We start from the raw sequence: 15025 nt of genomic DNA on the forward strand, positions 1-15025 counted from the left end.
ACATGTTGCTCCACCGAACGCACTTTCCCGCAATTTGCGACGCCGCACCACAGCAAAATTTCGACCCATCGATGCGATAAGGGGCCGAGATACCCTTGGTGGTTGCTGTTTGGGGTAATCTTCTCCGTTACATGAAAGTTACATGAATGGGGGTTGGCAGCTTTGGGATTCTCGGAAGGTGTTGAAAAACTTGGTCGGGGAGATAGGATTCGAACCTACGACCCTCTGGTCCCAAAGGCCGATACGACGATATTTCGAGAATATAGAAATTCATATAACGTTGTTATTACGTCATTTTGTCTAATATATAAAAATCATTACTTCACTTTTCATGTAGCATTTGGTATAAATTCGTTACATGGAAGTTACATGAAATGCCGCAATTATTCCTTACTGACGATATTGTTTTTTCTGCACATTGCCCGGAAGGGAAGGACCAGGAACTATATTGGGACTATGCGATCACCGCGAACGGCCAGGTCCGCAACGGTTCCGTCTCCGGCCTCGGTCTTCGCGTCACGGCGTTGGGCCACAAGTCCTTTGTCCATGCCTTCGAGTTCAACGGTAGAAGGCGCCGTAAGGTGCTCGGTTCGACCACCGTTTACAATGTGGCATCGGCCCGCCTGGAAGTCATTTCACGCGCGCAGCAGCTCGAAGTGGGAAAAGACCCTGATCTTGAACGCGTCGATACTCGCCGCAAGCACTTCATGACGGTCCGTGAGGGGATCGATCAGTATTGGGAAAGCCATTTAAGCACCCTTTCCGAAAAATACCGCGACAGCTTCACCACTTTCGTTGCGTCCTGGCTGAAACGGGCGCCGCGGACCGTGACTCGACGGGGCAACAACAGGCGGGGATACAAGGATTTCGGCACGATGTTCGCTGACCGACCGATCGCCGCCATCAAGCCACTGCATATCGAGGAGTTCCTGAAGCAATTCTCGTCACACTACGTGTTTAACAACGCGCTGCAGCACGTCCTGGCTTTCTATAACTGGGCCATCCGCATGCAATTGGTGGATATGCGCAATCCGTGCAGCCCGATCCGACCCCGTAAGCTGATCCGCCGCCGTCGCGACTACACGACCGAGCAGATCCGGCAGATTGCTGCACACATATTCTATCCGGTTCTGGCGGCGCCACCGGAGATCGACAATCTCTCCGGATTCGCCAAGCGGGACATGGCGCTCGTAAAAATCCGGGTCGAGGGTGCCAACGAGCAGATGCTTGAACTCTGCAATTACATGGGCATTCTCTTTCTGACGATGGCACGGCCAAGCGACCTTAATTCGGCAAAGTTTGAGCATTTCGATCTCGAAAAGCTGATCTGGCACAAACACAACACCAAAGGCATCAAGCTCTCACGCGCCCTATATGAATATTCCTTCCGCTCCGTGCCGATCCACAGCCGGGCAGCCGAAATGGTCCAGGCGCAGCGCCTGCGGTGGCCGGAGGCGGAACTGGTATTTCCGTCCCATACCAACTCCACTCAAAAGCGCGACAACTTCCGCAAGGGGCTTGCTCGCTTCAAAGCTCTGCCTGGCGTGCCGGACTATTTCCAGTTGTACGACCTGAAACGCATTGCCATTTCACTGATGCTGACGGGGCAGGGGGTTTCGCATGAGGCGATCTCCCACTACGTCGATCACAAGGGGAACCTGGAAACGACCATGATCTACGATCTTGGTCTGGTTGACCCCCTGCGACCGGTCACCGAACGGCTTGGCGTATTGCTGGGCGTGTAAAGCTATCTGACAGGGAAGCAATGCGAATGGGGGGGGAACCGCAGTCTCGTTCGCAGTGGTTTGGCGGAGTTATTCAAATCGCTCGTCTCGCCCGCGATCGCGTTTAGTCTCCCACTCGCGCTCTTTGGCGATTTTTCGCGTGAGCTGGCTTTTTAAAGCATCGACGGACGGCAGGTGTTCTGCTGCTACCAATCCTTCCAAACTATCAAGCAAGCGCGCGTTTGCATCCATTATTGCAGCGCGCGAGCCGCTCCAACTCGTCGGTGCAAACCGCCCAACAAAGATCGTTAAGACGCTAACGGGGTCTGGAGCGCCCTCAAAAAGTGCTTTTGCCTGTTCCGACCATTCTGCTGGATTGTTCTCTGTACGTCGCGCGAATGTTACGAATGAAGCAGCGCGCGGGTAGTGAATTTCAGGATCGCGATTGCACCAGTCTATAAGCACGGTACAGGAAATTTCATCGGTAGGATTTGCCCGGTGGTCATCCATCTCATCCAGGACGCCTAGGGTTGCGGCGCCATCGACCCCATCGTGCTGGAAGAATGCGTCGAGGACAGCGATGGATTGGACGCTCAGCAGCGCCCCGATTAGACCATCATTTTCGAACGCATATGTTTCATAAGCAGCTACGGCAGATTTCAACCGGAGCGCTACTTTTGCAGCAACCGGCCCAGCTTCGGGTGCGATCAGACAAGTTCGCGCGATCTGGGCTAGATTGTAGTCGTTTCGTTGATTGTCCTTCGTGAATTCCACCCTCAGGAGCAGTTCTTGGCCTGCCTCAATCAGTTCCGGTACATACTCGTCCTTCTCTGAATTACCCGAATGGAAGTGCATCGAGAGGATTTCCAGCGCCACATCAACGCCACCGGATTGATCCATTATGAGAAGAAGCAAATCTCTCAGATCGCTGCCTGCCAGCTGATCCGTCGTTCGTCCGTAGGCCAGGTCGCGATACATCCAAATCGGCACTTGACCGGAACTCAGCACTCTTTTTAGCCGGTCGACGCCACGTGCGTCGAGGCCGGTCCCGAGATGCAAGCTCGGAACGAACGGAACGAGTTCCGCTTGGTGGAGCGACGCGTCGAGAATGTCTTGAGCTATATCACGTTCGATCTGCCATAATTGGGCAAGATACCCTTTTAGAATCTGAACGTTACGTTGCTCCAGCGGGAGTTGAGCAAACTGATGCCGCAATCTCTCCCATGCAGCGAGGTGGTTCGGGGTGGCGCTGGCGAAACCACGGCCGAACGCCCATACCCTGATCCCACCGCGTAATAGGTCGGGCAAAAGTCTTTCAAACACAGTATCGTCTGTCGCGGCCGCCGCACCTAGTTCAAACGCAATATTCTCAAGCCTTTCCCATCGGCTCGTAATGTCATTGCCGACTTCAAAATCCTCCAGGTCTATTCCGGCGGGCCTGTCGCCGAGCACGACCGCTTGGACACGTTCCACAAGGTTTGACGGCTTTAGTTGGATTTCCAGTGCAGCTAGGCGTGAAACGTTCTCAACCTGGAGCTGTGCCGTGTCGAAGCGGATCGTTTGACGGCATGCCACCCATCCTTCGCGCCAAAATGCCGCCGCCGCAATCTTGCGGGAGAGACTCTCCAATGCGTCGAACATGTGTGCAGACGTCCACAAGCCACGAAAATGTCGGGCCAATAAGCTACGTAGTTCAGACGTAAGTGTCCCGTCCTTCAACGCCAATTGTTCGATCAACTGCAACGCGGCGCCATACCACCGGGTTATATCTTCATCGTTCCTGGGTCGGTATCCATAGTCCCGCGAGCGGGCGCCAAACTCGAAGCGCTGGCCCGCGCTGAAGTGTGTTGTCTTCAGAAAATTCCCCAAGGCTGCCAAGCCGAGCGTTTGTTGCTTTCGTTCGGTTGATCGCAACATTTGCGCGATCACCCGCAGCCGCTGCTCGACGGTGGCATGAGTTCCAGAAAGATATATGGTAAACACGGAAACGAAGGTGTCAGAGGCTTCTTTGGCGTCCCGATCTTCCGCGCTTAGGGTAGCAGCTTGTGCCAGTAGGTGGCAGCTCCGCTCGAAGAGGGCGGAATCGTACGCCAGAGATCGCAACAAGCCCCGATTTTGCCACCAGATTGACGCGGCTGTCTCCATCCCCCGGCTGTCGGCCCGCTCCAGGGCCGCGAGTGCCGATTCGGGTGCGACCGGAGCAACGTTTCCAAACATTGCCTGACCGAGCTCATTGAGAGCAGCGGTGTCCCCGAGAATCCCTCCCGGCCCGAGCCATTTTTCGACAATGGATATGGCCCGGGGGTGCTGATGAAGGAAGGACAGCCTTCGTGAAAAGGAGCGAGCGAGGCGATCGGTTCCGCCGGTTACAAGCTGTGCCTCAATGAGATCATAAGGTATATCCTCAAGCGCGCGAGCTGCCAGTCGGTTTGCTATGGCGTGTGGCAAAACTGCGCGCCATACGCTTCGCTGCTGGATGAGGTCGCGGCGAAGCAGTTCGCCGACGTGTCGGTACAGGTCCGGAGCCGGCTGGTTAGCCAACAACGCTAAACGAGGTAGTTCCGCGTCATCCCCCGTAAGTGCTTCGCCTTGGAAGGAATAGACCAGGGCACAAACCTGGGCTGCAACGAGCAACGCATCGTTCGCGTCATGTCGTTGCCGGAACAGGCGTTGGAATAGCTCGTCGTCCGATAAGCCCGCAATCGATTCCGATCGTCCCACGGTTCCTGCGAGGGCGAGGGCGATCCGTGCGTTTCCGCCAGAGGCTTCAGCGATTGTTCGTGTGTCGACTTGGGACAGGTGCGGGTAGCGACGCCCCACCAGAGTCTGGATCAACTCAAGCGATGATGTATCGAGTGTAACGACCTGAGTTCCCTCGGGCTGGTCGTCGCGCACGTCGTATTCAATAGTAAGCACGCTGACAGTACTATCGGCTGCACTACAAAGGTCTGACAACCTCCGGTGAAGGTCCGGAGGACAGTTGTCGACTATCAGGATCGCACGTGTGCGATTGGCAATCAAATCCGCAGCAAGTCCCGAGGGTTGTGGATCCGGGTTATCAGAGAGATTCGTGTAGACAGCGAGCGAGGGAGGGAGTGGGCGGGAGCCGATCTTGCCATCGAAAAGCGCCTGGGCAAGGCGTGTCTTTCCGACGCCAGATAGACCAACCAGCCGAACCATCTTGCGGCTTTGAGCTAGCTCATCGCGCAATTCGTCGATGGCATCTGCCACCGGCCGAGCAGGTACATCGCGGTGATTGCTGAAATACAAACGCAGCTTATCGTCGAGCAAATATTCCGAGCCAACACCATCAATTGCGCTGCTCCACGCCCCGTAAGCACGCCAACCCCTAACGGATCGCCCCACCCGCTCCTTGACCCACGTTATCAGACCTGGATGAAGTCTAACCCAGGTGGCGAGGCGCGTTCGATCGTAAAAGTCGGTGGCAAGCTTGTCGGCATTGGAACCCCCCGACAATGCTTCGCGGATGGCATCCCGCCGACTACGGAGAGCACTGTCGGCTACCGAACCATGCGAACTGACAATGATGTAAGCACCAGCTTCGTCGGCGAGTTCCTGGATAACAGGCCGAATCTCACCTGTCGGACGCATTTCACCTAGAATAGCTGCCTTGGCCATATCCGGCGTTTTCACTTGGAAGCCTGTCGATGCGCGCGGAACGAAACCCTCAATGGTGACATGCGGCATCAATGTCACGCGCACGTCCAGACCACCGTCAGCCGCGGTCTGGTTACCGCCCCACGTGACGGCCGCTGGCGATAACCCTCGGCCCGAAAGCTCTGCTTCGCAAAGGCGGCCCACCAGTTCCCTTAGGTCCGTATCATGGAGTTGGGCGATTTCGTCGGATGTGACGTCGAACATGATGAGAGGTTGAGGATGCTTGTTGCTGTCGGTCGGGTCTCACCGTACCAGACAAGTCCGATCGGTTCACTAGTTTTAGGCGGGCTGGCTTCGTAATCACCTGCTATGATTGTTACAGATATTCCTCGAAGTCCTTCAATACTCAAGGCTTGACGTCATTTTCCGGCTGTGCGGCAATGGGTTGGCGGTCAAGTTCAACCGCACCAATCCCACCAAGGAAAGTCCTCGCTCATGGAAGCTCTGCGAGCGCTTGTGCTCACCGATACGCAACTGCGCGACATGTTGGCGGAAGCCGCCAAACAAGGAGCGGCGCTCGCCGTCGCTGAACTCCGCGCCCAACTTCACCAGACGCCGGACGATGGTGTATTGCAAAAGCTGCGCACTTATCTGGCTGATCCTGCTTCACTTGCCAATCCGCATGACCATTGGGCTCACAGCGGCATCATCCGCCAGATCGAGGCAATGTCTCGCGGCAAGCCGAAATCGACCGCGTGGTTCATGAAATTCCAGCGAGAAACCGGCTTGAGCGAGTGTTTCAATCGCCCGAGCCCCGCCTATGGCCGTCGCAGGGAATGGTCGTTTTTCGACATCAGGCTGGCGTGGGACACCTATTACCGCCGCAGACGGTAGCGCGGCCCGCGATTGCCTCTCATCGGTTGATTTGAACTTCAAAGCAAATGCCCGATCTCAGGACACGGCGCATATCTGCATTGCGGTGGAACGGCTGGCGGAGGCAAACGTGGTCAAGAATGTCGATTCGGCACCCAGGAAAAATTCTCGCCCCAAGCTCTCGGACTTCACTGCCAACTCGGCTTTTAAGAAATCCTCTGCCGCCTTAGCGTCCTCAGCGCTCGGGAATTTCCCCGAAACAGCCAGAGTTTTCCAACGTGTCCGAGATGCAGGTGGAAAGCCCGCATTCAATTCTTCGCTACGTCGCGTGGGATCGTTGGAATAACCGATTTTGACCACGACCTTCCCCACCATGCTCAAGGCGCTGCGACCGATAAGCTCTGCCGCCTGACCTTCCAGCTTATGGAGGTAGAGGTAGGTATCGCCGTCCGCATAGACTGCTGTCCGGGAGCCGAAGGTAGGCTTCAACCCTCTCGATGGCGAGAACAAGCTTGCCATAGGAAACTCCGCGCCGGACAGGTCTACCGGCGCTTCTCCGAATACATTCACCGGCTTCACTGGCAACGCCAACGCAGCAGAAGCCTCTACTGCCTGCATCAGCATTCCGCGAGAAGCAGTATTCCGGGCGTTCTTCGCGCTATAGGTAAAGGGAGCAATGGACTTGATGTTGATGGGCCGAGTGACACGCCAGGCACGCTTTGCCGGCACAGCATATGTCCATCGGTCCTGTGAATCCAGCTCGATACGACGCTGAGATCCGCGAGGAGAAAGGCGGTCGGTGTGAGGGATTTCTACCGGCTCAATTTCAAGAAAACCTAGAGCCTGCCGTCTCTGTGTGCTGTCAGTTTGAGCAGAGCTGGCGCCGTAGATAAGCACCAGATCGCCGGGCTGCCAATTTGCAATGAAGTTGCTTCTATCCCCGAGCCTTGTAAAGCCAAGCATACCGTCTTCGCTAGGATCGAAGCCCCAGAAGGCTTTCAACCAGACGCGCGTCCCGTCCATTATAGTCTCCCAACCCCATCGTTTATGCGCTCCATTAGGAGAGGGAATGTTCAATAAAGCGTAACCGCGCATACCCGACATCCTGCACAGCATGGCGCCGGATAGGTCCTCGATTTAATGAAGCGCGGTCGGTTCCATACGCCTTCGAAGCCGTCTTCGTTGCGATGCAGGTGGACATGGATCCCAAACTTGGATGGCCAGCCAGGAGCCGTCCTCTTGGCGAAAGATTAACGACATTTCCTAACCTCTGACGATCATAGGCTCCTTAGCCTTTACCGTAGCCATTAGTGGATCGTGTTTTCGTGGCCCAGGCAACGCAGATTTCACCGGTACATCGTGCAAGGCCCGCATGATGGTGATGACACCTTCAGTTGTCGGTGCCCGAATTTCATAGTCCGGTGTTTTGATGGACGCGCCACCGCCGAGCATCGCGGTCAAGCGCTGCCAGCCGTATCTGAATATTACAACCAGCCAGTCCTGCATGTCGGCGCCTCCATCTCTTTCCGACCTGTACCCGCGAATGGTAGTCGCCACAAAGCACAGCATCAGAAACAAGGATAAGCTGGCACGGGCGCCGTTAAATGCGAACGCAGGATTCGGGAATCGAATCGGGTGGAGCATAATGCCGAGACAGTTGAGTGCAAAAATCAGTGGAATTGTCCGCTCCGCTTCGGAGCGTCACTGCATACCCGCAAACGGCGGTCTGCGTTCAAAGTGCCTGCACCGGGGCGGAGCTTGAGGTGGTTGGCGTCAACCCTGCTCCCTTCCACACGCCTTGCTGGCTGCCGTTGACGAACACAAAAGCGCCGTCCGGCAAAACTCGGCGCATGAGCAGCGCCGTCGTTCGCCTGGTATTTCCATTCGGTGCGGCGGTGGCCTGAACCGCGTGGTCCGCCTACTACATCTGAACGTTTGCGACGTCATAGACCATGACGGCGAGAACGAGAACAATCCCGAAGGCCGAAAGCCTGCTCGCAAGTCTGGCCTTGAACGTCCTCTCTGTCCCGACAGGCGTGCCGCGCCGGTAGCTCCTGTAAGCCGGATAGGCGATGGCCAGCAGGGCGATACCCCACAGCCACAGCAGCGGTACCCTGACCATGAGGCTCGCGGAGAGCACCAGCAGCACGAGGACCATTATCAACGCGAGCAAAAACCACAGGAACGTGGCTACCTTAACCGTATTCTGCATGAGAGTTTCCGATTGTTAGATGGTGCAGAGGATGAAGATAGGAGGGGGGAGCCGTCGTTTTGTGAGCGTACGGGCAGCGCCTCCGATCAGCGTTTCGGAGGGTCGATTTCCCCAAATTTGGCGATGTAGGCCTTCACCATGGCAGTCCTCAGGTCGCTTTCGAACTGGTTGAGGCCATGGTCCCGGTAACGCAGGTCCAGCTTGCAGACCCCTTGCCAGCAAATCTCATTGCGGTTGTCTTGCAGTTCGTAGGCGGCGGTGTAGGAAATCCCGATGCCGGTTGCGCACTGGATGTCGATCGGCGCACCCGCCGGGCTGAAGCAGGCCTGTCCGGTATCTTCCTTGCGAAACGCGCGGGTCATGCTTCCCAGGCCGCCTTGTGCCTTTTCGCCTTTCACGGGTGGGAAACTGTACTTGTTGAGGATGCCGTTCACCCACTGCGGGCTGATTTCCATCTTGCGGTTCAGGCCGGACGGGATGCCGACAGGCGAGGGCGGCGGCGGATTGAACCACGTCCTGACCGTCCACGTGCCCTCTTTCAGGAACCCGTTGACGAACCTGGCGGTGATCGTCCCGGTGATGCCGGTGTCGCGGCCGTATTGCTCTTTCTTGGCCGTCAGCTCCACGGTTTCGTAGTCGGGGACAACAACCTTATTAATCTTATTGCCGCTGATGGCCTCGAACTCTTTGCCGCGCGAGGTTTTGAGGGTCACGGTAAACTGGTCGGCTTTCAGGTAGTCGGCCAGCTTCTGAGGAGTATCGGCCGGGCCGCTCCCCAGCTGGCCGTTGATGATGTAGAGCGGCACTTGCCGCTTTTCCGGCGCAGGGACGGCGAGGGTCGAAAAGGGGACCGTGATGGTTTCCCCTGGTGTGGGCGGGCCTTCGCCGCAGGAGGCCAGCGCGGCCAGAGAGGCGCCGCATGCGGGCAGGAGTAGCCCGAACCGAAGCGATCTGTTGAGAGAAATGCCCATCGTAATGCGAGCCTTTGGTGGGTATTGGCGTGAGGGAGACGCGCCATCGATCGCTCTTGGGTATCAAAAATCACGAGTTTTGACGGCCAACTCGAGCGGTGGGTAAATATGTCTTCCGAAGTGAAAATATGAATAAATTCAATATCGCTAAAATATAGATTCCGAAAAATAATGTGAATCTCGTCCACTTGCAAAACTCGTGACTTTTGACCACCTGTAAAGAGGTGAAATTGCCCACGTCTATAATTAACAATATTTTAGGAGTTCAAGGCTTTCCACCGTTTAGGGAGGTTTTGACCATGACTACACTCATCTCAGGCCGCGTGGTCGGCTATGCCCGCGTCAGCACTAGGGGACAGGATTTGGGCTATCAGCTTGATAAGCTGAGAGCGGCGGGGTGCGCACAAGTCTTCCATGAGAAACGCAGCGGCAAGAATCGGGACGACCGCCCCGAACTCGCAGCGCTGCTCCAATCCCTCCGCTCCGGCGATCTGGTGCTTGCCACCGTTACCGACCGCCTTGCCCGCGACCCGCTGGACATGCTGAACATCGTTGCCGCCGTGCAGAAGGCTGGAGCGGGCCTGCGCCTGCTTGATGAACCGTTCATCGACACGACCTCGGAATTTTCCGACCTGATCCTGTTCCTTGTCGGTTGGGCCGCCCGGTGGCAGCGGTTGCGGATTTTGGAGAACACGGCGCATGGGCGGGAGGTGGCGCGGCTACGCGGCGTCAAATTCGGCCGTCCACGCAAGCTCAATCCCGGCCAGCGGCAGGAGATTGTGCGGCGACGTCAAGAAGGGGAAATGGTCGAAACGCTCGCCCGTGATATGCGGGTTAGCGAAAGCACTGTCCTCCGTCTGTGCAAGGCTGGCACCAATGTTTTGTAACCGGCAATGGTCGCTTTTCGGTATCCAACTCGGCTGAGATGCCTATTGCCGCGGTGATGATTTTCACCGAAACCATCCCACTATGTCGTCCGCAAAGAACACGATCAGCAGAAAGGCGGCGGCGATAGGCAGCCGACCTTGGATGCTCACGAGAAGCTTATCCCCGACAGCCAGATGGAAGTGATCGCCGGGGGGCGGTTTCTTTTCTTCCGTTCTCGGAAGACGTTTCATTCGTCATCCTCCAGATTCGCCATTATGCGGTCGATTTCCCCAGCCGCATGCTGGTACAGTCCCTCATATAGGCCAAAGGCAGCCGAGAACCGCGACAGGCGGGTGAGCACTGCCTGTGCTTGCTCTTTCAAGGAAATATCCTGCGGGAATGGCTGGCCTGAGGTTCCGGATTTTACCCCGGAGACTGCCGAGCCGAAGAGTTCCGCTCCCACCATCCGCATTGTTTCCGGTCCGAACTGTTGGGCACGATCCATCAAGGAGACGGTGAAGGCTTCATGCCGGAAAACGAAATCGCGATCTGCTTCCCTTAGGATCATCGCGATCGTCTCGATGTCCTTCTCCTCGGCGGTCGCCAGCCAATCAGATAGAAATGCGACGACCTCAGTGTCGAACGGCGCGAACATCGCATGGAAGAGATGGCGGGCATGGTAAGTGAAAAGGCCTTTCCGACTGCGATTCTCCCGTATCCAAGCGGCGATCTCCTGCATCACCATCGCACCGTCGGGAGATTTCTTGAAGCGAAGCGGCTGGTTGCGCCAAGCGCCGTAGTTGCATGGCCGGATACGCTCGGACGACGAAACTGATGCGCTCTCAACCCGCCGCATGAAAAAACTCGCCAGTGGCCGGGGATATATCTCCGAAATCTCTGCGAGCAGTTGGTCAAGCCAGTAGCCTTCGAGCTCAGGGAGGGGTTCTAAGCTTTTGAGGAGCCTTTCAATGTCCTCCTGCGTCAGCACGGCGATAGGAATGTGTTTGCCGAAGGTGAATGCCGCAGCGAATTCGTTGGCGACATTTGCGCTTTGAATATTTGCCTTCCGCAGTAATTTGAGTGCTAGTTCCCGGTTGAATTCTGACAGCCAGCGCACGGCTCGGAGCGTCACAACCAGAACGGCTTCGTCCTCGTCTGCCAGAAGCCGCTCGATGTTGGCGATATCCGTGATTCCCAGCCGTTCGGTGTCATGAGCGCTGCGGGCATCATAGGCCGATGCGACAGCGATCTTCAGCTCCTGTCGGCCGGAGTCGAGAAACTCGGCTATATGCGCACGCGCGACATCCGGACTGTCGCGGAAAATCTTCGAAAGCGCGTGACCTGTAAAGCGAGATAGCCGCTTCACCTTCCCGAAAACGACGCCATCGATGACCGCGGCAGCGAAGCCATCCATTTGCTCAATCAGGCGTCCGACGGGGACTTCGGCGGTGGTGCTCTGCCGGTTGACGTCCGCCTGTAAAACACGCTTTTCAATAAAGGCAAGAAGATCAACCGCATTGGAGTACGTCGCGATCATCTCGGACAATGTCTGGTCGATGAACGCATTCCAGCGTTTGTCATGGTCATCGATGCTCCCGAGACGCATGTCTTCGTGGCCGTATCCATCGGTAAGAAGGCGTTCAAATCTGGCAGTCAGATCGGATGAAAGAGTCTCGCGCACTGCCTGCGCAGCCGTCCTGACCGCGCGTTGGCCGTGGGCTTCATGGTAGGCGATTACCCGCCCCAACGCCGCTTGTACCGTGGGGCTTATCGGCTGCGAGTCGAGAACCTGTCTGAGACGCTTGAGCGTCTTGACGATGTGCGCGTCCCACTTCTTGAGAAGGATCGCATCCGGATGGGCGCCCAGCAGCCCGATCGGCCGTCGCAGGGCATCTGCCAGTGTTGTTGCTGCGCCGAGTGCCCTTCTCTCGATGTCGGAATCGAGGCTCGCGAGCAGGGCTTCGATGACCTTACCACGAATGTCGGCGACGGTGTCGGGATCCACGAAATAAGGCGTCATCGACCACTGATGCTTTGAATGTACACTCGTGAAATCTTCGGCCCGTAGTGCACCGGCCATCACATCAAACGGCGTGTATGAGGCGGACCAGACGTTTGGGCTCTGCGCCTTGGTGATCGCAAACTCCACGACACCATCAAGGACCCAAAGTGGTTTGCCCGGGGAGGGCTCTGCCAACTCTTTCAGGACGCGGACCGGATGTGAAGGATGTGACCCTAGGTCGCGCGCATCAACGCGCCCCATCTCCCACAGGCATTCCAGCGAGCGATGAAAGTGTTCTTCTGTGTATCCGGCATATTTCGCGATATCGGAGAGCTGAGAGATGAACCGCCGTTCCCGGATCAGCCGCTCCACAAACGCCAACGCCCTGGCCGGTTGGTAATATGCAACCGCTTCGACGGCCTTCAGATGTGGATCGGAATATTCACTCGTCGGATGAAGCTTGGCCCAGATGCCGTCAAGAAGGGGGCTGTCATTCGTTTTTCCGGTCCGCCGCCAGTCGATACGCCCCATGTTCAGTAGGAGGTTGTCAATGTAACGAGGAGGAACGGCGTCGAAATATCGCTCCGCGAGGCCGTTTGAACGGCCATTCGGTCCTTCAAAATGCCCTTCAATGAGATAATCGCCGAGGATATCCGGTGAAAGGCGAAATTTCGGGCCGCGCCTGAAGAGGACACCGGCCTCCACGAGGAGCTTGAGAATCCGCGAAGTTTCTTCCACGCTGATGTTTTCAACGCTCTCGACCGCTGATAACAGAATCCGGTCATCGATCGCGACAGGCTGCATCAATGCCAGAAAACCGAGAACTTTGCGAATGTGATTGCCATCTTCGCGGTTGGCAAGGTGCCCGGCGACAATATCTTCGAACCGGCCGAAAAGCGTTTGCCGGAAGCGATGTTCGCTTTGCATGAGGGCCGGATGGATGCCCTCCTCAGCCACGATGCGCGCGCCTACCACGGTTGCCAGCGTGCAGTCATAGGTGAATTCCGCTACCGGTCTTGCCATCTCAACAGGGCCGTTAAGACGTTCCAAAACCTGCCGCGCCAGATTTTCTGCGTCCGCGACGGACAGCGATGGAATGTCGAAGCGGGGGAAGCGCTCCGGATCGGCGAAAGAATAATTGCTGGCCTGCGCCCGGATATGGTCAACACCGTACGGCCTGGCCGCAAGCACCAGCTTGGTCCGTGCAGTCCTTGAGGCGACGAAGGCGAATACAGCCTGAAGGTCTGCACGGTCATGGGCATCATCAACGACAAGCAACAGCTCGCCAGGCCCTAGCTCGTCTAGAGAAGCCTTGGTAATTTCCATGGTCGCAGAGGCGACTCTGATTTTCGTGGTGGCATGACTGGCAGCAAATCGGTCGAGCAATGTCTTGAGAATGCGGGTTTTGCCGTTACCACCCGCACCGGCCATTAGAACGATGTCAACGTCCGCGCTTATAAGGGCCTTGGAGATATCTTCGACAAGTTGCTCCCGGCCGACGAGGTCCCATGCGTGGGTAAACAGCTTGTCCCCCGCAAGAAAGGGAGAAAAAAACTCATCGACGGTCTCCCAGTGTCCCCCTGCGGGCACACCAAGCAGCGCCTCATATTGATTGGCGAAATAAATCCGGACCAGGCGGCGCTGGTCCTCAAGGGGCAGTTGGCGGATTTTGCGGGAGAGGTCATCGCGATCCCAGAGCGTCCAGCCGGACGCTTCCTCAATAACGGCTCGCGCATCCGGGCTGGCTACACGGGAAAGGACCAGAAATTTCTGGTCCGAAGCCGTAGTGTCGGCCTCGATCGCCAGCGTGACTTTCTTCGGGCCGAATTCCGCTGCCTGCTTGCATTGGAGGGTAAATTTACGCCCATCGACCAAAATCGCCGTGACATCGATACCGGCCTGGGTGTGCCCTTGTCCCCCGGCGCGGTAAACCTCGGCGCCCGGAAAGAGACCTTGGACCAAATCGGCGGTGAACCGTTCGAAACTCTCGGGAGAGAGATTTTCAAAAGGGAAAGGTCGGTCGAAAGTCACGGTCTGACGGGGCGCGTATGCGGCCAGCTCGGCCAGCTCGTCGGCGTGGACGTTCACAACAGCGGCGATTTTGGTGATTTGTTCAAGGTTAGGGCGAGAAGTGCCAGCTTCCCAGCGGCTCACGCTCTGCTGGGAAGTTCCAATCTGCTTAGCCAGATCGCCTTGCTTCGGGATGCCGGCTCGTATTCTTGCTTCCGCAAGCCGCGCCCCGAACGCGTCATAAGGTTTTTTCGTACTCATAAATGTGTACCTCTTTCTGATACTCATAGATGAGTATCAGAAATCCGTCAACGGCCTGCCGGACCAGCCGAAGCCTCCCGGCCGCGTGCGGTCGCTGCGGGTTTGAGGCCTGGGGAGCAAGTGGAGCGCCCAGCACGCGGAGCGACGACCCAGCCCGAGAACTGCAAAAGCGGGTGAAACCCGCTGCGGCCTTTAGAGCCGCACGGGCAGGGGTGCGGGGGTTGCCAAGTCCCCCGCTGGGACGCTGGGCGGCCGGAGGCCTTAAGTGGCCCAAGGCGAGGGTTTGGGAGGGGCACCCTCCCATTCGGACATTCGATGTCCGACGTGGCGGGCGGCAAGCCGTCCGTCACTCGCCAATCCATTGGGGAGTGACGGACCCGCGACATCCCCACAGTTTCAGCGGTTTTCGCCAAACGATCCCACATGACGCCCAAATGCCGAGGCCGTCCCGCCTCGCTGGAATGATCATTTTAAGCGCAACGGGCTG

Annotated in this window: 10 protein-coding genes; 3 read left to right on the forward strand and 7 right to left on the reverse strand. The window is 57.0% G+C overall.

Annotated features, from left to right (window positions below):
* Positions 1–374: 374 nt before the first annotated feature.
* Entirely contained in the window at positions 375–1745 is a 1371-nt protein-coding gene (locus MOV63_RS07190) for an integrase family protein (RefSeq protein ID WP_247032947.1), read from the forward strand.
* A gap of 69 nt (positions 1746–1814) precedes the next feature.
* On the opposite strand, the gene MOV63_RS07195 is transcribed toward MOV63_RS07190, so the two are convergent.
* Positions 1815–5441, reverse strand: a complete 3627-nt coding sequence (locus MOV63_RS07195; RefSeq protein WP_247032948.1) for a hypothetical protein — start codon at positions 5439–5441, stop codon at positions 1815–1817.
* A gap of 396 nt (positions 5442–5837) precedes the next feature.
* Between MOV63_RS07195 and MOV63_RS07200 the strand changes: the two genes are divergently transcribed.
* A complete protein-coding gene (locus MOV63_RS07200) occupies positions 5838–6236 on the forward strand; it encodes a hypothetical protein (protein ID WP_247032949.1) in 399 nt (132 codons plus the stop codon).
* Between the two features lie 57 nt (positions 6237–6293).
* Here MOV63_RS07200 and MOV63_RS07205 read toward each other — a convergent pair whose 3' ends face one another.
* The 4 genes from MOV63_RS07205 to MOV63_RS07220 all read right to left on the reverse strand — a co-directional run bounded on the left by MOV63_RS07205 (position 6294) and on the right by MOV63_RS07220 (position 9398).
* Positions 6294–7238, reverse strand: a complete 945-nt coding sequence (locus MOV63_RS07205) for a GIY-YIG nuclease family protein (protein ID WP_247032950.1) — start codon at positions 7236–7238, stop codon at positions 6294–6296.
* Between the two features lie 240 nt (positions 7239–7478).
* Positions 7479–7721 carry a hypothetical protein gene (locus tag MOV63_RS07210; protein WP_247032952.1) on the reverse strand — a complete coding sequence of 81 codons (243 nt, stop codon included), beginning with the start codon at positions 7719–7721 and terminating at the stop codon, positions 7479–7481.
* Between the two features lie 415 nt (positions 7722–8136).
* Entirely contained in the window at positions 8137–8427 is a 291-nt protein-coding gene (locus MOV63_RS07215) for a hypothetical protein (protein ID WP_247032954.1), read from the reverse strand.
* An 86-nt stretch (positions 8428–8513) separates the two neighbouring features.
* Positions 8514–9398, reverse strand: a complete 885-nt coding sequence (locus MOV63_RS07220) for a hypothetical protein (RefSeq protein WP_247032956.1) — start codon at positions 9396–9398, stop codon at positions 8514–8516.
* Positions 9399–9697: 299 nt separating this feature from the next.
* Between MOV63_RS07220 and MOV63_RS07225 the strand changes: the two genes are divergently transcribed.
* Positions 9698–10285 carry a recombinase family protein gene (locus MOV63_RS07225; RefSeq protein WP_258719134.1) on the forward strand — a complete coding sequence of 196 codons (588 nt, stop codon included), beginning with the start codon at positions 9698–9700 and terminating at the stop codon, positions 10283–10285.
* 63 nt (positions 10286–10348) lie between these two features.
* Here the strand turns inward: MOV63_RS07225 and MOV63_RS07230 are convergent, their stop codons facing one another.
* Together MOV63_RS07230 and MOV63_RS07235 are read right to left on the reverse strand one after the other, a co-directional pair.
* A complete protein-coding gene (locus MOV63_RS07230; protein ID WP_247032960.1) occupies positions 10349–10516 on the reverse strand; it encodes a hypothetical protein in 168 nt (55 codons plus the stop codon).
* On the reverse strand, positions 10513–14538 hold the full coding sequence (locus MOV63_RS07235) for a helix-turn-helix domain-containing protein (RefSeq protein WP_247032965.1): 4026 nt from the start codon (positions 14536–14538) through the stop codon (positions 10513–10515). The genes MOV63_RS07230 and MOV63_RS07235 overlap by 4 nt, the downstream gene beginning before the upstream one ends.
* Positions 14539–15025 lie beyond the last annotated feature (487 nt).

It is taken from the genome of Neorhizobium sp. SHOUNA12A (genome assembly GCF_023006505.1).
Taxonomy (GTDB): Bacteria; Pseudomonadota; Alphaproteobacteria; order Rhizobiales; family Rhizobiaceae; genus Neorhizobium.